At 61.1% G+C, this 21,828-nt stretch carries 17 protein-coding genes and 2 pseudogenes; 12 read left to right on the top strand and 7 right to left on the bottom strand.

The genetic code is table 11. From position 1 onward, the window contains the following. Nucleotides 1-19 precede the first annotated feature (19 nt). The 5 genes from AC1RAC_RS21615 (at nucleotide 20) to AC1RAC_RS21595 (ending at nucleotide 6,573) form a co-directional block, all read left to right on the top strand. The gene (locus AC1RAC_RS21615; RefSeq protein ID WP_003171721.1) at nucleotides 20-1,030 is read left to right on the top strand and encodes an ABC transporter permease subunit; all 1,011 of its coding nucleotides are present in this window, start codon (nucleotides 20-22) and stop codon (nucleotides 1,028-1,030) included. A gap of 10 nt (nucleotides 1,031-1,040) precedes the next feature. Beyond that, nucleotides 1,041-1,952 (top strand): ABC transporter permease subunit, encoded by a 912-nt coding sequence (locus AC1RAC_RS21610; RefSeq protein ID WP_003188486.1) that lies wholly within the window; start codon nucleotides 1,041-1,043, stop codon nucleotides 1,950-1,952. A 10-nt stretch (nucleotides 1,953-1,962) separates the two neighbouring features. After that, nucleotides 1,963-2,931, top strand: a complete 969-nt coding sequence (locus AC1RAC_RS21605; RefSeq protein WP_034126279.1) for an ABC transporter ATP-binding protein — start codon at nucleotides 1,963-1,965, stop codon at nucleotides 2,929-2,931. Beyond that, the gene (locus tag AC1RAC_RS21600; RefSeq protein ID WP_003188483.1) at nucleotides 2,931-3,902 is read left to right on the top strand and encodes a peptide ABC transporter ATP-binding protein; all 972 of its coding nucleotides are present in this window, start codon (nucleotides 2,931-2,933) and stop codon (nucleotides 3,900-3,902) included. Before AC1RAC_RS21605 ends, AC1RAC_RS21600 begins: the two co-directional genes overlap by 1 nt. 412 nt (nucleotides 3,903-4,314) lie before the next feature. Next, nucleotides 4,315-6,573 carry a TonB-dependent siderophore receptor gene (locus AC1RAC_RS21595; RefSeq protein WP_197900248.1) on the top strand — a complete coding sequence of 753 codons (2,259 nt, stop codon included), beginning with the start codon at nucleotides 4,315-4,317 and terminating at the stop codon, nucleotides 6,571-6,573. A gap of 79 nt (nucleotides 6,574-6,652) precedes the next feature. Here AC1RAC_RS21595 and AC1RAC_RS21590 read toward each other — a convergent pair whose 3' ends face one another. From AC1RAC_RS21590 to AC1RAC_RS21580, 3 genes are all read right to left on the bottom strand, one after another. Then, nucleotides 6,653-6,907: a hypothetical protein gene (locus AC1RAC_RS21590; protein ID WP_034126277.1), complete on the bottom strand. Its 255-nt coding sequence runs from the start codon at nucleotides 6,905-6,907 to the stop codon at nucleotides 6,653-6,655. A gap of 95 nt (nucleotides 6,908-7,002) precedes the next feature. Further along, nucleotides 7,003-7,248, bottom strand: a complete 246-nt coding sequence (locus AC1RAC_RS21585) for a hypothetical protein (protein ID WP_034126276.1) — start codon at nucleotides 7,246-7,248, stop codon at nucleotides 7,003-7,005. A 153-nt stretch (nucleotides 7,249-7,401) separates the two neighbouring features. After that, nucleotides 7,402-8,985: a peptide chain release factor 3 gene (locus AC1RAC_RS21580; protein ID WP_034126275.1), complete on the bottom strand. Its 1,584-nt coding sequence runs from the start codon at nucleotides 8,983-8,985 to the stop codon at nucleotides 7,402-7,404. Nucleotides 8,986-9,316: 331 nt separating this feature from the next. Here AC1RAC_RS21580 and AC1RAC_RS21575 point away from each other — a divergent pair, with 331 nt between their 5' ends. The 5 genes from AC1RAC_RS21575 (at nucleotide 9,317) to AC1RAC_RS21555 (ending at nucleotide 14,378) form a co-directional block, all read left to right on the top strand. Beyond that, the gene (locus AC1RAC_RS21575) at nucleotides 9,317-10,033 is read left to right on the top strand and encodes an ABC transporter permease (RefSeq protein ID WP_003188475.1); all 717 of its coding nucleotides are present in this window, start codon (nucleotides 9,317-9,319) and stop codon (nucleotides 10,031-10,033) included. Nucleotides 10,034-10,053: 20 nt separating this feature from the next. After that, complete coding sequence (locus AC1RAC_RS21570; RefSeq protein WP_492616975.1) at nucleotides 10,054-10,947, top strand: glycine betaine ABC transporter substrate-binding protein; 894 nt, start codon at nucleotides 10,054-10,056, stop codon at nucleotides 10,945-10,947. Nucleotides 10,948-10,959: 12 nt separating this feature from the next. Then, complete coding sequence (locus tag AC1RAC_RS21565; RefSeq protein ID WP_003188473.1) at nucleotides 10,960-11,613, top strand: ABC transporter permease; 654 nt, start codon at nucleotides 10,960-10,962, stop codon at nucleotides 11,611-11,613. Next, complete coding sequence (locus AC1RAC_RS21560; protein WP_034126272.1) at nucleotides 11,610-12,767, top strand: osmoprotectant ABC transporter ATP-binding protein OsmV; 1,158 nt, start codon at nucleotides 11,610-11,612, stop codon at nucleotides 12,765-12,767. Before AC1RAC_RS21565 ends, AC1RAC_RS21560 begins: the two co-directional genes overlap by 4 nt. Before the next feature lie 447 nt (nucleotides 12,768-13,214). Continuing rightward, complete coding sequence (locus AC1RAC_RS21555; RefSeq protein ID WP_014716890.1) at nucleotides 13,215-14,378, top strand: type III PLP-dependent enzyme; 1,164 nt, start codon at nucleotides 13,215-13,217, stop codon at nucleotides 14,376-14,378. Nucleotides 14,379-14,501: 123 nt separating this feature from the next. Here AC1RAC_RS21555 and AC1RAC_RS21550 read toward each other — a convergent pair whose 3' ends face one another. Further along, on the bottom strand, nucleotides 14,502-15,245 hold the full coding sequence (locus AC1RAC_RS21550) for a tetratricopeptide repeat protein (RefSeq protein ID WP_314547641.1): 744 nt from the start codon (nucleotides 15,243-15,245) through the stop codon (nucleotides 14,502-14,504). Between the two features lie 2 nt (nucleotides 15,246-15,247). Next, nucleotides 15,248-15,928 (bottom strand): Fe2+-dependent dioxygenase, encoded by a 681-nt coding sequence (locus AC1RAC_RS21545; RefSeq protein WP_236452323.1) that lies wholly within the window; start codon nucleotides 15,926-15,928, stop codon nucleotides 15,248-15,250. Nucleotides 15,929-16,133: 205 nt separating this feature from the next. On the opposite strand from AC1RAC_RS21545, the gene AC1RAC_RS21540 reads away from it, so the two are divergent. Both AC1RAC_RS21540 and AC1RAC_RS21535 read left to right on the top strand, forming a co-directional pair. After that, a complete protein-coding gene (locus tag AC1RAC_RS21540; RefSeq protein WP_492616974.1) occupies nucleotides 16,134-18,419 on the top strand; it encodes a TonB-dependent receptor in 2,286 nt (761 codons plus the stop codon). A 123-nt stretch (nucleotides 18,420-18,542) separates the two neighbouring features. Beyond that, a complete protein-coding gene (locus AC1RAC_RS21535; protein ID WP_259284947.1) occupies nucleotides 18,543-21,068 on the top strand; it encodes a sulfite reductase flavoprotein subunit alpha in 2,526 nt (841 codons plus the stop codon). A 116-nt stretch (nucleotides 21,069-21,184) separates the two neighbouring features. Here AC1RAC_RS21535 and AC1RAC_RS21530 read toward each other — a convergent pair. Both AC1RAC_RS21530 and AC1RAC_RS21525 read right to left on the bottom strand, forming a co-directional pair. Next, a pseudogene (locus AC1RAC_RS21530) lies at nucleotides 21,185-21,544 on the bottom strand (alkaline phosphatase D family protein); the annotation flags it as partial. Between the two features lie 115 nt (nucleotides 21,545-21,659). Next, nucleotides 21,660-21,828: pseudogene (locus tag AC1RAC_RS21525) on the bottom strand (alkaline phosphatase D family protein); the annotation flags it as partial.

Raw genomic sequence — 21,828 nt, 5'->3', positions numbered from 1 at the left:
GATTGAGGTACACACCAAGATGTTTAGTTTTATTGCCCGCCGACTGGGGTTATTGATCCCCACGTTCTTCGGCATCACGTTGCTGACCTTTGCGTTGATTCGCATGATTCCAGGCGACCCCGTAGAAGTCATGATGGGCGAGCGACGGGTTGACCCCGAAATGCACGCACAGGCAATGGAGCGCCTTGGCCTTAACAAGCCGCTGTATGCGCAATACCTGGACTATGTCGGCAAGCTCGCCCAGGGCGACCTTGGCGAATCGCTGCGCACCCGCACCAGCGTGTGGACCGAATTCACCGCTCTCTTCCCCGCGACCCTGGAGCTGTCCATGGCCGCGCTGTTGTTCGCCGGTATCCTGGGCCTGTTAGCCGGGGTGATCGCGGCACTCAAGCGAGGATCCCTGTTCGACCATGGGGTGATGGGCATCTCCCTGGCGGGGTATTCGATGCCGATCTTCTGGTGGGGCCTGATCCTGATCATGTTCTTCTCGGTAAGCCTGGGCTGGACCCCGGTATCCGGGCGTATCGACCTGCTCTATGACATCGAGCCGCGCACCGGCTTCATGCTGATCGACACCCTGCTGGCCGACGAGCCGGACGCGTTCTGGGATGCATTGCACCACCTGATCCTGCCGGCCATCGTGCTCGGCACCATCCCGCTGGCGGTGATCGCGCGCATGACCCGTTCGTCGATGCTCGAAGTGCTGCGTGAGGACTACATCCGTACCGCCAAGGCCAAGGGCCTGTCGCCAGCCCGCGTGGTGTTCGTGCACGGCCTGCGTAACGCACTGATCCCGGTGCTCACCGTGGTCGGCCTGCAAGTCGGCACGCTGCTGGCCGGTGCGGTACTGACCGAAACCATCTTCTCGTGGCCCGGCATCGGCAAATGGCTGATCGAAGCCATTGGCGCGCGGGACTACCCGGTGGTGCAGAACGGCATTCTGCTGATCGCCTGCCTGGTGATCCTGGTGAACTTCGTGGTGGATATCCTCTACGGCTTCGCCAACCCACGCATCCGTCACCAGCGCTGAGATCATGACCATGACCACACCTACTCAAGTGTCAGCAGTCGATCAGAGCCTGCTGTACCCGTCCCCGTACAAAGAATTCTGGCAAGCCTTCTCCAAGAACAAAGGCGCGGTCGCCGGCCTGCTGTTCATGTTGCTGATCGTGTTCTGCGCGATCTTCGCCCCGTGGGTTGCACCGCATAACCCCAGCGAGCAATACCGTGACTTCCTGCTCACACCACCGGCGTGGTTGGAGGGCGGGCAAATGCAATTTCTGCTGGGCACCGACGAACTGGGCCGTGACTTGCTCTCGCGCCTGATCCAGGGCTCGCGTCTATCGTTGCTGATCGGTTTGTCGTCGGTGGTGATGTCGCTGATCCCGGGTATCCTGCTGGGCCTGTTCGCCGGGTTCTTCCCGCGCTTGCTCGGCCCAACCATCATGCGTCTGATGGACATCATGCTGGCCCTGCCATCGCTGCTGCTGGCCGTGGCGATTGTCGCCATCCTCGGCCCTGGCCTGATCAACACCGTGATCGCCATCGCCATCGTGTCGTTGCCATCCTATGTGCGCCTGACCCGCGCCGCCGTGATGGGCGAACTGAACCGCGACTACGTGACTGCCGCCCGCCTCGCTGGCGCCGGCCTGCCACGCCTGATGTTCATCACCGTGCTGCCTAACTGCATGGCGCCGCTGATCGTACAAGCGACCTTGAGCTTTTCCTCGGCGATTCTCGATGCCGCGGCCCTGGGCTTCCTCGGCCTTGGCGTACAACCGCCAACCCCTGAGTGGGGCACCATGCTGGCTTCGGCCCGAGATTACATCGAACGCGCCTGGTGGGTCGTGAGCCTGCCTGGCTTGACCATTTTGCTCAGCGTGCTGGCAATCAACTTGATGGGTGACGGCCTGCGCGATGCGCTGGACCCGAAACTCAAGAACGCCGCCTGAGGAGATTCCCATGTCACTATTAGAAATCAAGAATCTCAACGTGCGCTTCGGCGACAAGACCGCCGTGCCGGTGGTCGATGGCCTCGACATTTCCGTCGACAAAGGCGAAGTCCTGGCGATCGTTGGCGAGTCGGGTTCGGGTAAATCCGTGACCATGATGGCGCTGATGGGCCTGATCGAGCATCCCGGCATCGTTACCGCCGATGCGCTGAACTTCGACGGCAAGGACATGCTCAAGTTGAGCAACCGCCAGCGCCGCCAGATTGTCGGCAAAGACCTGGCGATGGTGTTCCAGGACCCGATGACCGCGTTGAACCCCAGCTACACCGTGGGTTTCCAGATCGAGGAAGTGCTGCGCCTGCATTTGAAAATGTCCGGCAAACAAGCACGCAAACGCGCCATCGAGCTGCTGGAAAAGGTCGAGATCCCAGGCGCTGCCAGCCGTATGGATGCCTACCCGCATCAATTGTCCGGTGGTATGAGCCAACGCGTGGCAATCGCCATGGCGATTGCCGGCGAGCCCAAGTTGCTGATCGCCGATGAGCCGACCACTGCGTTGGACGTGACCATCCAGGCGCAGATCATGGAACTGCTGCTGGCCCTGCAAAAAGAGCAGAACATGGGTCTGGTGCTGATCACTCACGACCTCGCGGTGGTTGCCGAAACCGCCCAGCGCGTGTGCGTGATGTACGCAGGCCAGGCGGTGGAAGTCGGTCAGGTGCCGCAGCTGTTCGACATTCCGGCACACCCGTACAGCGAAGCGTTGCTCAAGGCCATTCCCGAGCACAGCCTCGGCGCAACGCGCCTGGCCACGTTGCCGGGCATCGTGCCCGGCCGCTACGACCGTCCGCAGGGTTGCCTGCTGTCGCCACGCTGCCCGTACGTGCAGGACTCCTGCCGCGCCCAGCGGCCGGGCCTTGATCCGAAAAGCCACAGCCTTGCCCGCTGCTTCTACCCGCTGAACCAGGAGGTGGCGTAATGGCCGTCGTACTTACCGCCCGCGACCTCACCCGTCACTACGAAGTGTCCCGCGGCCTGTTCAAGGGTCATGCCACCGTGCGTGCCCTCAATGGTGTGTCTTTTGAGCTGGAAGCCGGCAAAACCCTCGCCGTGGTAGGCGAGTCGGGCTGTGGCAAATCCACCCTGGCCCGCGCCCTCACGCTGATTGAAGAGCCCTCGTCGGGCTCGTTGAAAATCGCCGGGCAAGAAGTGGCCGGCGCCGACAAGGCCCAGCGCAAGCAATTGCGCAAAGACGTGCAGATGGTGTTCCAGAGCCCCTATGCCTCGCTGAACCCACGCCAGAAAGTCGGTGATCAACTGGCCGAACCGCTGCTGATCAACACCAACCTGTCCGCCGCCGAACGCCGCGAGAAAGTGCAGGCGATGATGAAGCAAGTGGGCCTGCGCCCTGAGCATTATCAGCGCTACCCGCACATGTTCTCCGGCGGCCAGCGCCAGCGCATCGCGTTGGCCCGCGCCATGATGCTGCAACCCAAAGTGCTGGTGGCGGACGAACCGACATCGGCACTGGACGTGTCGATCCAGGCGCAGGTGCTCAACCTGTTCATGGATTTGCAGCAGGAATTCAACACCGCCTACGTGTTCATCTCCCACAACCTGGCGGTGGTGCAGCACGTGGCTGACGATGTGATGGTGATGTACCTCGGCCGCCCAGTGGAAGTGGGTCCCAAGGAAGACATCTACGCACGCCCGCTGCACCCTTACACCCAGGCGCTGCTGTCGGCCACGCCGACCATTCACCCAGACCCGAGCAAGCCGAAGATCAAGATCGTCGGCGAACTGCCCAACCCACTGAACCCGCCGCCTGGCTGCGCGTTCCACAAGCGTTGCCCGTATGCGACGGCGCGTTGCAGCAGTGAAGAGCCGCTGTTGCGTCCTTTGGATAACCGGCAGGTGGCTTGCCACTACGCGGAGCAATTCGTGGCCTGAAGCAACACAACCTCCTCCTGTAGGAGCGAGCTTGCTCGCGAAAGACGTCAACGATAACGCGGGTAGTCTGGTTTAACGCGGTGTTCATACGTTCTTCGCGAGCAAGCTCGCTCCTACAGCGGCCGCGGTTTCAATGAGTTCCATCGCCCTTCCCGCCAGATTGCGCATCAGTCTGGCCGGAGGGGCTTTTTTTTGCGCGTTTGTAACAAAGAACATACCGATTAAACCTCGCCCTTCACAGCCGACAGCCTTGAAAACATTGAGCCTGAGCCTTAAGGAAAGTGTATAGATTGTAAATGCAATTTACTTCTGTTTGAGAATCAATACCATTACGGCGCATGGAGAGCGCTGGATGCACGAAAAAATTCAGACGACTCTCGTTCAATCGCCCCTTCTAAAGGACTTTGTGGACATGTCGTCTCAATTCAGGCTCAGCCATCTATCGTTGGCGTTTATCGCCACCCTTTCGTCCCCCGCGCTGCTGGCGCAGAGTGTGGAAAAAGAACGCGACAAGGTGCCGATCGAAGCGACAGACCTGCCTGTGGACGGCACGCCCCAAGCCCTGGTGCTGGGCGAGACGCGCGTGCTGGGCACCGCCGCCGAAGAACTCAAGCAAGCGCCCGGCGTGTCGATTATCACTGCCGAAGACATCAAGAAGCGCCCGCCCACCAACGACCTGTCGGAGATCATCCGTCGCGAGCCGGGCGTGAACCTGACCGGCAACAGTTCCAGCGGCAGCCGTGGCAATAACCGTCAGATCGACCTGCGGGGCATGGGCCCGGAAAACACCCTGATTCTGATCGATGGCAAACCGTCGACCTCGCGCAACGCCGTGCGTTATGGCTGGAGTGGCGACCGTGATACCCGTGGCGAAACCAACTGGGTACCGGCTGAAGAAGTCGAACGCATTGAAATCCTGCGCGGCCCGGCTGCTGCCCGTTATGGCTCCGGCGCCATGGGCGGGGTGATCAACATCATCACCAAACGCCCCACCGACCAACTGCACGGCTCGCTGACCGCCTACACCGCCTTCCCCGAAAACGATGCCGAAGGCGCGAGCAAACGCACCAACTTCAACCTCAGCGGCCCGTTGACCGACACCCTGGCGTTCCGCGTCTATGGCGGCCTGAACAAGACCGATGCCGATGACGCCGACATCAACCGCGCAGCGCAGGCGACCCCGGACTCGCTGGTGGCCGGCCGCGAAGGCGTGCGCAACAAAGACGTGAATGGCTTGCTGAGCTGGCAGTTCACTCCTGAGCAAACCCTCGACCTGGAGGCCAGCTACAGCCGCCAGGGCAATATTTTCGCCGGTGACACCATGCTCAATGGCGGTGGCGCATTCGTGGAAAGCCTGGTGGGCAAGGAAACCAGTGTGATTCAGCGCAGCAGCTTTTCAGCCACGCACCGCGGCGAATTCGATTGGGGTTCGACCCTGGCCTCGTTGACCCACGACCTGACTCGCAACGAACGTCTAAACGAAGGCCTGGCCGGTTCCGGCGAAGGCGCGCCCTCCGCCAGCGCTGGTCGTTTCGAATCGCGCTTGCGTAATACCCGGGCCACTGCGCAGGTCAACCTGCCCCTGAGCGTCGGTGCCGAACAGGTGCTGACCCTGGGCAGCGAATACCTCTACGAGTCGATGAACGACCCAGGCTCGTTGCGCCCGCAAAGCTATGACCCGGGCACCGGCGGCGTACCCGCCATCCCGGGCGTCAGCCGCAACAGCACCAAGACCACCGCCTCGAGCTACGCCTTGTTTGCCGAGAACAACATCGAGTTGGGCAGCAAAACCGTCATCACGCCTGGCATGCGCTTCGACGATCATGAGGAATACGGCGGCAACTGGAGCCCCAGCTTCAATGCCTCGCACCAGTTGACCGACGAACTGAGCATCAAGGGCGGCATTGCCCGCGCCTACAAAACCCCCAACCTGTACCAGTCCAACCCGAACTATTTGCTCTACAGCCGTGGTAATGGCTGCAACGCCAGCGAAGCCAACATGGGCGGTTGCTATCTGGTGGGCAACCGGGACCTGAAGCCGGAAATCAGTGTCAACAAGGAAATCGGCCTGGCTTTCGACAAGGGCACCTGGCGCACCAGTGCGACGTATTTCCGTAATGACTACAAGAACAAGATCAACGCCAGTAACGAGGCGGCGTTCCGTCTGGGCAACGGCCGACGTGTATTGGAGTGGGAAAACAGCGGCCCAGCCTTGGTACAGGGCGTTGAAGGCAACCTGTTCGTCAGCCTGCGCGATGATTTGGACTTGAACACCAACCTGACCTATATGATCGACTCCAAGGACAAAGACACCGGCGAGCCCTTGAGCATCATCCCCAAGTACACCATCAACACCACGCTGGACTGGCAAGCCACTGACAAGCTGTCATTCCAGGTCAGCGGCACCTATTACGGCAAACAAGAAGCACCGACGCTCAACTCACGCAGCGCCAGCCGTTACGATCGCAGCGCCCAGCAGGACGTCGACCCGTACGGGTTGATGGGCCTGAGCAGCGGCTATGAGTTCAGCAAAAACCTGAGCGTGCGGGTGGGCATCAACAACCTGCTGGACAAGCGCCTGTCGCGCAAAGGCAACGCCGAGGATGCGGGCGCGCAGACTTATAACGAGCCGGGCCGTGCTTACTTTGCGTCGGTGACCACTTCGTTCTGAAGAAAAGGGCGGCCAATAAAAATGCCTTGGGGGTCCCTTCCAAGGCATTGATTGTTTGAAACGCTCCCCCTTGGTGAGCCTACGTCTGGCTATCGCCTTCGTCTGCGTCGTCGCTGTCAGGCTCGTCGGTGGTCGAGTCGTCATCGTCTTCGCTGCCACCCTGGCCTTTATCGCCTGGCTCCGCTTCGGACTTGGCCAACTGCAAGTCCGAAATCTGGCTACTCGCCACCATCTCTGGGCCATGCACCGGGGCGTGCGCCCAGGCCGTCGACATCCCCAACCACAACAGCACCAGCACCTTCATCAATAGCACTACGCGTTGAACAATACCCATGGTCGATTCCGTCCAGTCAATAGATGAATTCTGCCGGCAATAACTTGCCGCCACCCGCGTTGACGCTAGTCGCGATTCTGGATTTACGCCAGGCTTCAGGTCTCGCCGTCGTCATAGGTATCGCTGGCTTCCCCTTCGTTATAGGGGTTCTCCTGATCCTCCTTGGGCGCCGGTTGGACCTGGGGCTGCCAACTGCCGGAGTTGACCTCGTTGGCCTTTTTTTTGCTGACCGGACCGGTGTCTTTCCATTGGGGCGTGCCGGTATCGGCAAAAGTCGGAAAGGTCGTCGCTCCCAAGCTTGCCAGCAACACCAGATGGATGGCGAATCGAACATTTCGCACGGTGCTCTCCTTCACAGTCACTGTGTGAAAGCTAGACCCAATGCAGGGTTATCGCCAATTTCCAACCTTATAGAGACCAGACCCAGGGTAGTTGAAGCCAATAAAAAGGGGCGAAGCCATCACGGCTTCGCCCCTCTTTCACCCGCCCAGACCTTAGTGGTGTTCGCGGGTCGCGCGGAATTTCACATCCGGCCAACGCTCTTCCATCAGCGCCAGGTTGACCCGGGTCGGGGCCAGGTAGGTCAGGTGACCACCGCCGTCGATCGCCAGGTTTTCCACGGCCTTGTTGGAGAACTCTTCCAACTTCTTCTTATCGCTGCAATCAATCCAGCGCGCCGAATACACGGTGATCGGCTCGTAGGAGCACTCCACCTTGTATTCCTCTTTCAAGCGGCTGGCGACCACGTCGAACTGCAGCACACCCACGGCGCCGAGGATGATGTCGTTGCTGCGCTCGGGGAAGAACACCTGGGTGGCGCCCTCTTCGGCCAATTGCTGCAAGCCCTGGCGCAGTTGCTTGGATTTGAGCGGATCACGCAGGCGCACGCGGCGGAACAGTTCCGGGGCGAAGTGCGGGATACCGGTGAAGCCCAGCGCTTCGCCTTCGGTGAAGGTGTCGCCGATCTGGATGGTGCCGTGGTTATGCAAACCGATGATGTCGCCGGCGTAGGCTTCTTCGAGCTGTTCACGCTCGGAGGAGAAGAACGTCAGGGCATCGCCAATGCGTACGTCCTTGCCGGTGCGCACATGGCGCATCTTCATGCCTTTTTCGTAGCGGCCGGAGCAGATACGCATGAAGGCGATACGGTCGCGGTGCTTGGGGTCCATGTTCGCCTGGATCTTGAACACGAAGCCGGTGAACTTCTCTTCCACCGGCTCCACGGTGCGCTCGTTGGCGACGCGGGCCAGCGGGCGCGGCGCCCAGTCCACGACGGCGTCCAGTACGTGGTCAACGCCGAAGTTGCCCAGGGCGGTCCCGAAGAACACCGGGGTCAACTGGCCGTCGAGGAACTCTTGCTGGTTGAACTCATGGCAGGCGCCCTGCACCAGTTCCAGCTGGTCGACGAAACGATCGTACTCGTCGCCCAGGTGGGCACGGGCTTCGTCCGAGTCGAGCTTTTCAATGATCTTGGTTTCGGTGCGTTCATGGCCGTGGCCGGCGGTGTAGACGATGATGTAGTCGTCGGCCAGGTGGTACACGCCCTTGAAGTCGCGATAGCAACCAATCGGCCAGGTAATCGGCGCGGCCTTGATCTTCAGGACGGCTTCGATTTCATCCAGCAGCTCGATGGGGTCGCGGATATCGCGGTCGAGTTTGTTGATGAAACTGACAATCGGCGTGTCACGCAGACGGCACACGTCCATCAGCGCGATGGTACGTGGCTCGACGCCTTTACCGCCGTCGAGGACCATCAGCGCCGAGTCCACCGCGGTGAGGGTGCGGTAGGTGTCTTCGGAGAAGTCTTCGTGCCCTGGGGTGTCGAGCAGGTTGATCATGTGCTCGCGATAGGGGAACTGCATGACCGACGTGGTAATGGAAATACCCCGTTGTTTTTCCATTTCCATCCAGTCGGAGGTGGCATGGCGGTCGGATTTGCGCGATTTCACCGTGCCGGCTACCGCGATCGCCTTGCCCATCAGCAACAGCTTTTCGGTGATGGTGGTTTTACCGGCATCGGGGTGGGAAATAATGGCGAAAGTGCGGCGTTTCGCGACTTCGGCGGCCTGGTGGGTCATGGGAAATCGCCTGGCAGGTGAGTCAAAAAAGGGCGGCGAGTATAGCGCAAACGCGAGGGTACGGACCACCGTTGAGCCCATTGGGGGTGGCTAAATGCGCCCAAGTGTGGAACCTTTTAAAAGGTCGAGACGTCCACTCCCCTGCTACCGCACTCGGAACAGGGGCTGAAAAATCAGCAAGTTAGCCTGACGAGGCTGCGCTTATGGCTCGATCGCATACTGCATAGCCAGTATCGGCGAGCTGCTTTTCGCGAACTCATCAGAGGCAGCCAGGAATGGCATTGCCGCTCGGAAATGTGTTCGCCGACAAAAGAAAAAAAGGAGTCCGCCTGTGGCTATTCGCTATGGCAAAGGGCTGATAGGAGCAGTGGTTGTCGTCGCTCTCCTGGCCCTGCTGGTCCACTGGATCGGCATCAACACGATCGAACTGTACCGCGACGATTTGTTGTTTTACCTGCAAGCTCATCTGATTCTGGTTTTAGTCTCCATGCTGGCGGCCCTGATTGTGGGCATCCCCGCCGGTATCCTGCTCAGCCGACCCAACATGGTCGGGCGCGCAGAACGTTTCATGCAGATCTTCAACATCGGCAACACCGTCCCTCCCCTGGCCGTACTGGCCATCGCCCTCGGCGTCCTCGGCATCGGCAGCGGCCCGGCCATCTTCGCGCTGTTCCTTGCCTCGCTCCTGCCCATCGTGCGCAACACCTACGAAGGCCTGAAAAACGTTCAGGGCTCCCTCAAGGAAGCCGCCACCGGCATCGGCATGACCCCGCGCCAGGTACTGTTTCGCGTGGAGCTGCCCAACGCCGTGCCGATCATCATCGGCGGTGTACGCGTGGCCCTGGCGATCAACGTCGGTACCGCACCGCTGGCGTTCCTGATTGGCGCCAACAGCCTGGGCAGCCTGATTTTCCCTGGCATCGCCCTGAACAACCAGCCGCAACTGTTGCTCGGCGCCGCGTGTACCGCGCTGCTGGCATTGCTGCTTGATGGCCTGGTGACCATGGCCAGCCGCCTCTGGCTGGAACGCGGGTTGCGCCCGTCTTAAGGCCCGGTAAAGGAAATCACATGAAAAAACTGAGCTTGATATTAGGCTGCGCCCTGCTGTTTGCAGGTATTGCGCAAGCCGCTGAAAAACCCGTGATCCGCATTGGCGCCCGGGTGTTCACCGAGCAGACCCTGCTCGCCGAAATCACCTCCCAGTACCTGCGCACCAAGGGCTACGACGCCCGTGTGACCGGCGGCCTGGGCAGCAACCTGGCGCGCAGTGCCCAGGAAAGCGGGCAACTGGACCTGATCTGGGAATACACCGGCGTGTCGCTGGTGGCCTACAACCATATCGACGAGAAACTCGACAGCGAACAGTCCTACGCTCGGGTCAAAGAACTCGATGCGAAAAAAGGCTTGGTCTGGCTGTCGCCGTCGCGTTTCAGCAACACCTACGCACTGGCGCTGCCGGAGAAAGTTGCCGAGGAACATCCCGAGATCAACAGCATCAGCGATCTCACCAAAGCCATGGCCGAAGACACCAAAGAGCACCGCCTGGTCGCACTGGACACCGAGTTCGCCAACCGCTCCGACGGCCTGGCGGGCATGGTCAAGCTGTACGACATGAACCTGACGCGCAAAAACACCCGGCAGATGGACGCGGGCCTGGTCTACACCGCCCTGCGTAATGGCCAGGTGTTTGCCGGACTGGTCTACACCACCGACGGGCGCCTCAACGCCTTTAAGTTGAAGCTGCTCGAAGACGACAAGCACTACTTCCCGGATTACACCGCAGCCCCGGTGATCCGCCAGGAATACCTCGACAAACACCCGCAACTGGCCGCCGAACTCAAGCCTTTGGCCAACCTGTTCGACGATGAAACCATGCGTCAGCTCAATGCACGGGTCGACGTCGACCATGAAAGCCCGTCCGCCGTTGCCGCCGATTTCCTGCGCCAACATCCAATCAACTAAAAAGGAGAAGACATGGAATTTTTGAACGCCTTTTCCCATCTTGATTGGGCCCAGGTCCTGCACCTGACCTGGCAGCACATTACCCTGGTCGGCATCGCCGTGATCCTCGCGATCTTCATCGGCGTGCCCTTGGGCATTCTGATGACGCGCTTCCCGACCCTGGCCGGCCCGTTGCAAGCCAGCGCCACAGTGTTGCTGACCGTGCCATCCATCGCGCTGTTCGGCCTGCTGCTGCCGTTCTACTCCAAGTTCGGCCAGGGCCTGGGGCCAATGCCGGCGATCACCGCCGTGTTCCTTTACTCCCTGCTGCCAATCATGCGTAACACCTACCTGGCCCTCACCGGCGTTGAGCCAGGCATTCGCGAAGCCGCACGCGGCATCGGCATGACCTTCGGCCAGCGCCTGCGCATGGTCGAACTGCCGATTGCGGTGCCGGTGATTCTCGCTGGCGTGCGTACCGCCGTGGTGATGAATATCGGTGTGATGACCATCGCCGCCACCATCGGTGCCGGTGGCCTGGGTGTACTTATTCTGGCTTCCATCAGCCGCAGCGATATGTCGATGCTGATCGTCGGCGCCGTGCTGGTCAGTCTCCTGGCCATCTTCGCCGACCTGCTTCTGCAATGGCTGCAACGCTCGCTGACTCCAAAAGGATTGCTCAAATGATCGAACTTCAAAACCTGTCCAAGACTTTCCAAAGCAACGGCAAGACTGTCACCGCCGTCAACGATGTGAGCCTGACCGTCAACGAAGGCGAGATTTGCGTGTTCCTGGGGCCCTCGGGCTGCGGTAAGAGCACTACGCTGAAAATGATCAACCGACTGATCAAGCCCTCCTCGGGCAAGATTTTGATCAACGGCGAAGACACCACCGACCTCGACGAGGTGACCCTGCGTCGCAACATCGGCTACGTGATCCAGCAGATCGGCCTGTTCCCCAACATGACCATCGAAGAGAACATCGTGGTGGTGCCCAAGCTGCTCGGGTGGGACAAGCAGAAATGCCACGACCGCGCCCGCGAGTTGATGAGCATGATCAAGCTGGAGCCCAAGCAGTACCTGCATCGCTATCCGCGTGAATTGTCGGGTGGTCAGCAACAGCGCATCGGAGTGATCCGCGCCCTGGCGGCGGATGCGCCGCTGCTACTGATGGACGAGCCGTTCGGCGCGGTCGACCCGATCAACCGCGAGATGATCCAGAACGAATTCTTCGAGATGCAGCGCGCGCTGAACAAGACCGTGATCATGGTCAGCCACGACATCGACGAAGCCATCAAGCTGGGTGACAAGATCGCCATCTTCCGCGCCGGCAAGCTGCTGCAGATCGACCACCCGGACACGCTGCTGGCGCACCCGGCCGACGAGTTCGTCAGCAATTTCGTGGGCCAGGACAGCACCCTCAAGCGCCTGCTGCTGGTAAAAGCCGAAGACGCGGCGGACAACGCCCCGTCGGTGAGCCCGGAAACACCCGTGGCCGATGCGCTGGAATTGATGGACGAGCACGACCGCCGCTATGTAGTGGTCACCTGTTCGGAGAACAAGGCGCTGGGCTACGTACGCCGTCGCGACCTGCACCGCCAGGCCGGCACCTGCGGCCAGTACCTGCGCGAGTTCAACGCCACGGCAGCGTATGACGAGCATTTGCGCATCCTGCTGTCGCGCATGTACGAGTTCAACCGTTCGTGGCTGCCGGTGATGGATGCGGAGAGGGTGTTCCTCGGGGAAGTGACCCAGGAGTCGATTGCCGAGTACCTGAGCTCTGGCAAATCGCGTGGGGGCAAGACCAGTATCGTGTCTCCAGCCGAGACCGCGCTGGTCTGATCCGCCGCTATCGCAGGCAAGCCAGCTCCCACATTTGAACTGCATTCTTATGTTGGAATGCATTCCCCTGTGGGAGCTGGCTTGCCTGCGATGAATACACCGCAAATCCATCTGATTGGCCCCATCCGGGGAACATCAATCCGTCACACCGGTCGGTTACATAAGTAGCTGCACGCGGCCGCGCGACGAACGCGTGCAAAAACGCGACATTTTTAGTTGATCCCACGCCCGCCAAGCCCTAAAGTTCGCGCCGAACGTCCATGCTGGAAACGATCCATCCGGCTCAAGTACTGACGACGAGACAGCAAGGCCAAGGGAAGCGGTTGATCCCATGGCCTTTTTGCTTTCGGCGACATGCCTTGGGAAGTAGGCGAACCAAAGTGGGGATACGGAGGACGTTCATTTGCACCCATTGATTACTACTGTTTGCCCCTAGGAGTCCCCAGCATGTCGATCAACGTCGAAGATTATTTCGCGCGCGCCACTTTTGACAAAATGAAGGCGTTCGCCGACAAGCAAGAAACCCCGTTCGTGGTGATCGACACCGCGATGATCAGCCAGGCCTACGATGACCTGCGCGCCGGTTTCGAATTCGCCAAGGTGTATTACGCGGTCAAGGCCAACCCGGCCGTCGAGATCATCGACCTGTTGAAAGACAAGGGTTCGAGCTTCGACATCGCTTCGATCTACGAGCTGGACAAGGTCATGGACCGTGGCGTCAGCGCCGACCGTATCAGCTACGGCAACACCATCAAGAAATCCAAGGACATCCGCTACTTCTATGAGAAGGGCGTGCGCCTGTTCTCTACCGACTCCGAAGCCGACCTGCGCAACATCGCCAAGGCCGCGCCGGGTTCGAAAGTGTATGTGCGTATCCTCACCGAAGGCTCGACCACTGCTGACTGGCCGTTGTCGCGCAAATTCGGCTGCCAGACCGACATGGCCATGGACCTGCTCATCCTCGCCCGCGACCTGGGCCTGGTGCCTTACGGCATCTCGTTCCACGTCGGCTCGCAACAGCGCGACATCAGCGTGTGGGACGCGGCCATCGCCAAGGTCAAGGTGATCTTCGAACGCCTCAAAGAAGAAGACGGCATCCACCTGAAGCTGATCAACATGGGCGGCGGCTTCCCGGCCAACTACATCACCCGCACCAACAGCCTGGAAACCTACGCTGAAGAAATCATCCGCTTCCTCAAGGAAGACTTCGGGGACGACCTGCCGGAAATCATCCTGGAACCAGGCCGTTCGTTGATCGCCAACGCCGGTATCCTGGTCAGCGAAGTGGTGCTGGTGGCGCGCAAGTCCCGTACCGCCGTCGAGCGCTGGGTGTACACGGATGTGGGCAAGTTCTCCGGCCTGATCGAAACCATGGACGAAGCCATCAAGTTCCCGATCTGGACCGAGAAGAAAGGCGAGATGGAAGAAGTGGTCATCGCCGGCCCGACCTGCGACAGCGCCGACATCATGTACGAAAACTACAAGTACGGCCTGCCATTGAACCTGGCCATTGGTGATCGTCTGTACTGGTTGTCGACCGGTGCCTACACCACCAGCTACAGCGCGGTTGAGTTCAATGGGTTTCCGCCGCTGAAATCCTTCTACGTTTAACCCCTCCCCCGCTCGTTCCCACGCTCCGCGGGGGAACGCCTCCTGTGACGCTCTGCGTTACGCGCTCAAGTGCGGACGCGGAGCGTCCAGGGCGGCATTCCCACGCGGAGCGTGGGGGTACGATCAGCTCGTAGCTCGTTGCCGGTACAACTTGGCCATGGCGCGAATTCGCGGGTCATCCGCCCGTGCCAGCGCCTTGTGTGCCGTTTGCAGAAACTTGAGATTCCCGCCTGCCAGCGCCTTGCGCAACCATTCCAGCGCCGCGTCGATCTGGCCGCTGTCGGCCAGCACCGCCGCATGGCTGAACTGCCCACGAAAATCACCTGCCTCGGCTGAGCGGCGGTACCACTCAACGGCCGCCTCAACATCCTTGGGGCAATGCTGCCCGTCTTCCAGGTAACGCCCGAGCAGGTTCATCGACTTGGCATGGCCCTGTTCGGCAGCCTGGCGATACAGCGCCAGTGCTTGCGCCTGGTCTTCAACAACGCCACGGCCGGTAGCCAAGAGGTTGGCGTAGTTGTACTGCCCCCAATCCAACCCGGCGTGTGCCGCCAGGCGATATTCCCGTGCTGCGGCGGCTTCATCGACAGCGCAGCCCCAGCCATGCTCCCGGCAACGCCCGATCATATTGCGCGCCATCAGGTGCCCGCCCTGCGCGGCAATCTGGAACCAGCGCAGCGCCAGGGCCTCATCGCGGGCAATGCCGCGCCCTTCCAGCAGGATTTGACCGAGCAGGGCCTGGGCCTCGACCACACCTGCCTTGGCGGCGATCAGGATGGCCTGGGCGGCGCGCACCGGGGAGTCATCGAGCATGCTCTGCAATTGTTCGACATTGAGCACTTCTTCGCGGCGCAATAAAAAACCCATGCTCAGACCTCGACCCAGCGGCGCAACAGGTTGTGGTAGGTGCCGGTGAGCTGGATCAGCGCAGGGTGGTCGGGGACGTCGCGGGTCAGTTGCTGGATCGCGCCGTCCATCTCGAACAGCAGGGTGCGCTGGCTGTCTTCGCGCACCAGGCTTTGGGTCCAGAAGAACGAGGCATAACGCGCGCCACGGGTCACCGCGTTGACTTTGTGCAGGCTGGAGCCGGGGTACAGCACCATGTCGCCGGCGGGTAGCTTGACCCGCTGCAGGCCGAACGTATCCTGAATCTCCAGTTCCCCACCGTCATAGTCGTCGGGGTCGCTGAAGAACAGCGTGGACGACAGGTCGGTGCGCACGCGCTCGTGGCTGCCTTTGGGCTGGCGCACCGCATTGTCGATATGAAAGTCAAAACTGCCGCCAGCGGTGTAGCAGTTGAGCAGTGGCGGGAAGACTTTATGCGGCAGCGCGGCCGACATGAACAGCGGGTTGCTCCACAACCGCTCCAGCATGGCTGCGCCAATTTCCTTGGCCAACGGGTGACCTTCAGGCAATTGCAGGTTGTGCTTGGCCTTGGCCGACTGGTGACCGGCGGTGATTTTGCCGTCAGCCCATTCGGTCTCTTCCAGGGCCTGGCGAATGCGCAGCACCTCCTCGCGAGAGAACAGGCCGGGAACGTGCAGCAACATGGGGCAATACCTGCGATCAGAGAGGTGTCAATGGTATTGATTCTTATCCTCTCTGTAAAATACAGGGACGAACGAGAGCGCAAAATCCGTAACAAAAAAGTGTAAAGAATGTAAATTTGATGCGAATAGCAATATCTCGCAATTGATACAAAGTCTTGTTGGCCCTATATTCCGCGGCCTCACATCCTTGGGGAAGGGACACGTCATGTCGCGCACTATTCTAAAAATACCGGCCAGTTCGCCACGCATGCTGGCCTCCGCCATTGGCGTTGCCCTGAGTGCCGGCTCCGCCGCCCACCTGGCACAGGCCGCTGAAAATACCGAGCCAACAGGCGAGCGCAACCCTATCTCCCTCGGCGCCACCAACATCACCGGCCAGGAGCAGGACAACACCTCCTACCAGGTGGAGAAAGCCTCGTCGCAGAAGTACACCGCGCCGCTGGTGGACACGCCGCGCTCGGTCACTGTGGTGCCGCAACAAGTACTCAAGGACACCGCCGCCACCTCGCTGCAGGACGCCTTGCGCACCGTACCGGGTATCACCTTCGGCGCCGGTGAAGGTGGCAACCCTCAGGGCGACCGCCCGTTCATCCGTGGTTTCGACGCCCAGGGCGATACCTACCTCGATGGCGTACGCGATACCGGTGGCCAGAGCCGCGAGATCTTCGACATCGAGTCCATCGAAGTCAGCAAAGGCCCGAACTCTTCGTTCGGCGGCCGTGGCTCAGCCGGTGGCAGCCTCAACCTGGTGAGCAAGACCCCGCAAGCGCGGGACTTCACCAACGGCGGCTTTACCTACGGCTCCGACCAGACCCGCCGCTACGTGCTCGACGTGAACCGCCAGTTCCTGGACGACAGCGCGGCATTCCGCCTGAACCTGATGAGCCATGAACAAAACGTGGCCGGCCGCGACGCGGTGAATTACGACCGTTGGGGCGTTGCGCCGTCGCTGACTTTTGGCTTGGGCACACCGACCCGTGTCAACCTCAGCTACTACCATATGGAAAGTGATGACCTGCCGGATTCGGGGATTCCCTACGGCTACGGTTCGTCGACCGCCACAGCCCACGTGCATGACAAACCCAACGACGGCGGCGACAGCAACAACTTCTACGGTTTGAAAAGCCGTGACTTCCGCAAGACCCGTGCGGACATCAGCACGTTCTCCATCGAACACGACTTGAACGACAACATGACGCTCAAGAACACCCTGCGCCACGGCAGCACCGGCCAGGACTATGTGCTCACTCAGCCGGATGACAGCAAGTTCAACGTCAACCGCTACGGCACTGTCTGGCGTCGCGCCAACAGCCGTGTCTCCACCACGACCACAACCACCAACCAGACCGATCTGTTTGGCAGCTTTCAGGCCTTGGGCTTCAAGCACACTTACTCCACCGGCCTGGAATTTACCGGCGAAGAAACCCGTGTCAGCGGCTACACCGTCAGCCCTAACGCAAACCCGGTGTGCACAACGGCCAAGGGCAGCCTGGGCGGCCAGTGCACCTCACTGAGCAACCCGAACCCCGACGACGCCTGGAACGGCAGCATCGCGCGCAACTACAACGGTACCAACACCAAGGCCACCAGCCGCGCCGCGTACGTGTTCGACACCATCGAGCTCGATCCTAAATGGCTGCTGAACGTGGGGTTGCGCTACGACACCTTTGACACCGAAGCCAACACCAACGCCGTCGCCGGGCGCACCAAGATCAAGGACGACAGCCAGTTCTTCAACTGGCAGGCCGGCCTGGTGTGGAAGCCGGTGGAGAACGCCAGCATCTACGCCTCTTACGCCACATCGGCCACGCCAGCCGGTGGCCTGGTAGGCGAAGGATCCGACGGCAACCCGCTGTCTGCCGGTGCCGCCACCAGCGACTTGCAGCCAGAAGAAACCGTCAACTACGAACTGGGCACCAAGTGGGACCTGTTCCACGACCGCCTGTCCCTGACCGCAGCCGTGTTCCGCACCGAGAAGAAAAACACCCGCATCCTGGTGGATGCGCTCACCTACCAGAACGCCGGGGAATCTCAGGTCGACGGCATCGAATTGTCCGCCAGCGGCAAAATTACCGAACAATGGCAGGTGTTTGCAGGATACAGCTATCTGGACAGCGAACTGGTCAAATCCGGCCTCAACGGGCGTAACGGCGTAGTCAGTGCCGGCTCCAACAAAGGCAACCAAATGCCCAACACGCCGAAGAACTCCTTCAGCCTGTGGACCACCTACGACATCACGCCCAAGCTGACCGTCGGCGGCGGCGCCTTCTACGTCGATGAGGTTTACGGTGATGTCGGCAACACGGTGTATGTACCCTCCTACACCCGCTATGACGCCATGGCCAGCTACAAGCTGACCAAGAACGTCGACCTGCAACTGAACGTGCAGAACCTGACCGACAAGACCTACTACGACAAGGCCTTCTCCACGCATTTCGCCAATCAGGCGGCCGGTCGTACGGCATTGTTGACCACCAGCTTCCACTTCTAACAGCGGTCAAGGTTCAGCCAGGAGCCCCACACATCGGATGCGTGGGGCTTTTGCGTGTTTCCCGGCAACTCACGGCATAATGCGCGCCGTGATCAGATATCCAGCTAAGCGAGGCGCTCCGACGTGTTGAAGAAAACCCTGTTCCAGTTGCATTGGTTCTTCGGCATCACGGCCGGGCTGGTGCTGGCCTTGATGGGGGTCACCGGGGCCGCGTACTCGTTCCAGGACGAGATCCTGCGGGCGCTCAACCCCACCGTGTTGAGCGTGCAGAAACGCGAGGCCGGTGTACTGCCGCCCGCCGAGCTGGTACGCAAATTGGAAGCGGCCGAAGGCAAGACCGTGGCCATGCTGTGGGTAGAAAGCGAGAGCGGCAACGCCGGCCGCGTGTCCTTCACCCCGCCGCCTGGCGAGCGCCGTGGCCAGATGCGCTACTTTGACCCGTACACCGGCGACTACCTGGGCGACGCGGTCGGCCAGGACCTGTTCGGTTTTATCCTGCAACTGCACCGCTTCCTCGCCATCGGCGACACCGGGCGCAACATCACCGGCGCCTGCACCCTGATCCTGCTGTTCTTCTGCCTCTCCGGCCTGTACCTGCGCTGGCCGCGCCAGGTGAAAAGCTGGCGCGTCTGGCTGACCCTGGACTGGCGCAAAAAGGGCCGCAGCTTCAATTGGGACCTGCACTCGGTATTCGGCACCTGGTGCCTGTTGTTTTATCTTTTGGCGGCGTTGACCGGGCTGTATTGGTCCTACGACTGGTACAACCGTGGCGTGACCAAACTGCTGTCCGACGCGCCGCAGAACGAACGCATGCGCAAGCGCGGCCCGGCTCCCGCAGGCCCGGCTCCGGTGGCCAACTATGACGCAATCTGGAGCAGCATCTACAGCAACGCCGGCCCCGACTTGAGCGCCTACAACATTCGGATGCCCGCGGTCGCCGGGCAACCGGCCACCGTGTATTACCTGCTCACTTCATCGCCCCATGACCGTGCGCTGAACCAGATCAACCTGGACCCGGCCACCGGCGAGGTCAAATCCCACGAGCGCTACGCCAGCAAAAGCCTCAAGGCGCAGTTGCTGACCAGTGTGTATGCGCTGCACACCGGCAGCTATTTCGGCCTGGTCGGGCGCATCGTCCTCACCGTCAGCTCACTGCTTATGCCGCTGTTTTTCATCACGGGCTGGCTGCTGTACCTGGACCGACGCCGCAAAAAGCGCCAGGTCCGCGATGCCCGCAAAGGCCTGACAGATAACCACAGCGATGCCCCGGCCTGGCTGATCGGCTTCGCCAGCCAGAGCGGCTTTGCCGAACAACTGGCCTGGCAAACGGCCGGGCAACTGCAGGCTGCGGGCCTGGCGGTGAAGGTGCAGCCCCTGGGCAGTGTCAGCCGCGACGACCTCAGCCAATCGCAGAACGCGCTGTTCGTGGTCAGTACCTTTGGCGACGGCGAAGCCCCCGACAGCGCCCGAGGTTTCGAGCGTAGCGTGCTCGGCCAGGCGCTATCCCTCAAAGGCTTGAACTACTCGGTGCTGGCCCTGGGTGACCGGCAGTACGAACATTTTTGCGGCTTTGCCCGGCGCCTGCATTTCTGGCTGACCAACCAGGGCGGCACCCCGCTGTTTGCCCCGGTGGAAGTCGACAGCGGCGATACACTGGCGCTGCAGACCTGGCAACAGCAACTGGGCCAGCTCACCGGGCATGCGCCGGCAGCGGCCTGGCCGACGGCCCAGTACGAAAACTGGACCCTGAGCCAACGCACCCTGCTCAACCCCGACAGTGTCGGCTCGCCCGTCTACCTGCTGGGCCTCACATCCACGTCTGCGCACAGCTGGCTGGCCGGCGACCTGGTGGAAGTCCTGCCGCGCAATTGCCCCTGGGCCATCGAACACTTCCTGGCCGGCCTGGGCTTGGTCGGCAGCGACGGTGTGGTGATCGACGGCGTCGCCCACACCCTTGATCAGGCCCTGGCCACGCGCCAACTGCCGGAAAACCGCACACACCTGGTCGGCCTGCACGCCCAGGCATTGGTGGATGCGCTGGTCCCCCTGGGCATGCGCGAATACTCCATCGCCTCGATTGCCAGCGACGGCGTGCTGGAGCTGATTGTGCGCCAGGAGCGCCACCCCGACGGCAGCCTGGGGCTTGGCTCCGGCTGGCTGACTGAACACGCCGCCCTCGGCTCGGCCATCAGCCTGCGTCTGCGGCGCAACAGCGGCTTCCATTTGCCCGACGCGCCTGTGCCGCTGATTCTGCTGGGCAACGGCACCGGGCTTGCGGGCCTGCGCAGCTTGCTCAAAGCCCGCATTGCCGACGGCCAGCAGCGAAACTGGCTGCTGTTCGGCGAGCGCAATATCGCCCACGACTACCTGTGCCAGGACGAACTGCAAGGCTGGCTCGCCAGTGGAGACCTGGCCCTGCTGGACCTGGCATTTTCCCGCGATCAAGAGGAGAAGATCTACGTACAGGATCGCCTGCGCGAGTCAGCGGATGTGCTGCGCAAATGGCTCGCGGACGGCGCAGCGATTTATGTGTGTGGCAGCTTGCAGGGGATGGCGACGGGGGTGGATCAGGCACTGAAAGACATCTTGGGCAATGAGGCGCTGGAGCGCCTGATCGAACAGGGTCGCTATCGCAGGGATGTCTATTGATATTTGATCGTTCCCACGCTCCGCGTAGGAATGCCGCCCTGGACGCTCCGCGTCCGCTCTTGACGGCGTGACGCGGAGCGTCACAGGATGCGTTCCCACGCAGAGCGTGGGAACGATCAGGCCGGTTGCAGCTTTTGCTCGAACACCGAGACTCCATCGAGATCGCGCAGCATCACCGTCAACTCCGCCGTCTGCCCATCAATCTGTACTTCACCAAAAAACTGAAAGCCCGCAAACGGCGAGGTGTTCTGTGCCGGTGGCGCCTTCTGGAATACCACCTGCGGGCCAAAGGTTTTATCCAGTGGGTTGGGCCCGAAACTCCCAGCATTCAACGGCCCCGCCACAAACTCCCAGAACGGCTCGAAATCCTGGAACGCCGCGCCGTCAGGGTGATAGTGATGCGCCGCACAGTAATGCACATCGGCCGTCAGCCACAGGTGGTTGCGCACCTTGTGCTCATGCAGGAACCCTAGCAGTTATTTGATCGTTCCCACGCTCCGCGTGGGAATGCCGCCCTGGACGCTCCGCGTCCGCTCTTGACGGCGTGACGCGGAGCGTCACAGGATGCGTTCCCACACAGCGTGGGAACGATCAGGCCGGTTGCAGCTTTTGCTCGAACACCGAGATTCCATCGAGATCGCGCAGCGTCACCGTCAACTCCGCCGTCTGCCCATCAATCTGCACTTCACCAAAAAACTGAAAGCCCGCAAACGGCGAGGTGTTCTGTGCCGGTGGCGCCTTCTGGAATACCACCTGCGGG

It is taken from the genome of Pseudomonas sp. GW823-FHT02F05 (assembly GCF_058797315.1).
This window is presented reverse-complemented; position numbering and strand designations above follow the sequence as displayed.

Bases quoted from the DNA above. Each gene is read 5' to 3' on its own strand.
- AC1RAC_RS21615 (WP_003171721.1), top strand. From the start codon at position 20: ATGTTTAGTTTTATTGCCCGCCGACTGGGGTTATTGATCCCCACGTTC.
- AC1RAC_RS21610 (WP_003188486.1), top strand. From the start codon at position 1,041: ATGACCACACCTACTCAAGTGTCAGCAGTCGATCAGAGCCTGCTGTAC.
- AC1RAC_RS21605 (WP_034126279.1), top strand. From the start codon at position 1,963: ATGTCACTATTAGAAATCAAGAATCTCAACGTGCGCTTCGGCGACAAG.
- AC1RAC_RS21600 (WP_003188483.1), top strand. From the start codon at position 2,931: ATGGCCGTCGTACTTACCGCCCGCGACCTCACCCGTCACTACGAAGTG.
- AC1RAC_RS21595 (WP_197900248.1), top strand. From the start codon at position 4,315: ATGTCGTCTCAATTCAGGCTCAGCCATCTATCGTTGGCGTTTATCGCC.
- AC1RAC_RS21590 (WP_034126277.1), bottom strand. From the start codon at position 6,907: ATGGGTATTGTTCAACGCGTAGTGCTATTGATGAAGGTGCTGGTGCTG.
- AC1RAC_RS21580 (WP_034126275.1), bottom strand. From the start codon at position 8,985: ATGACCCACCAGGCCGCCGAAGTCGCGAAACGCCGCACTTTCGCCATT.
- AC1RAC_RS21570 (WP_492616975.1), top strand. From the start codon at position 10,054: ATGAAAAAACTGAGCTTGATATTAGGCTGCGCCCTGCTGTTTGCAGGT.
- AC1RAC_RS21565 (WP_003188473.1), top strand. From the start codon at position 10,960: ATGGAATTTTTGAACGCCTTTTCCCATCTTGATTGGGCCCAGGTCCTG.
- AC1RAC_RS21560 (WP_034126272.1), top strand. From the start codon at position 11,610: ATGATCGAACTTCAAAACCTGTCCAAGACTTTCCAAAGCAACGGCAAG.
- AC1RAC_RS21555 (WP_014716890.1), top strand. From the start codon at position 13,215: ATGTCGATCAACGTCGAAGATTATTTCGCGCGCGCCACTTTTGACAAA.
- AC1RAC_RS21550 (WP_314547641.1), bottom strand. From the start codon at position 15,245: ATGGGTTTTTTATTGCGCCGCGAAGAAGTGCTCAATGTCGAACAATTG.
- AC1RAC_RS21545 (WP_236452323.1), bottom strand. From the start codon at position 15,928: ATGTTGCTGCACGTTCCCGGCCTGTTCTCTCGCGAGGAGGTGCTGCGC.
- AC1RAC_RS21540 (WP_492616974.1), top strand. From the start codon at position 16,134: ATGTCGCGCACTATTCTAAAAATACCGGCCAGTTCGCCACGCATGCTG.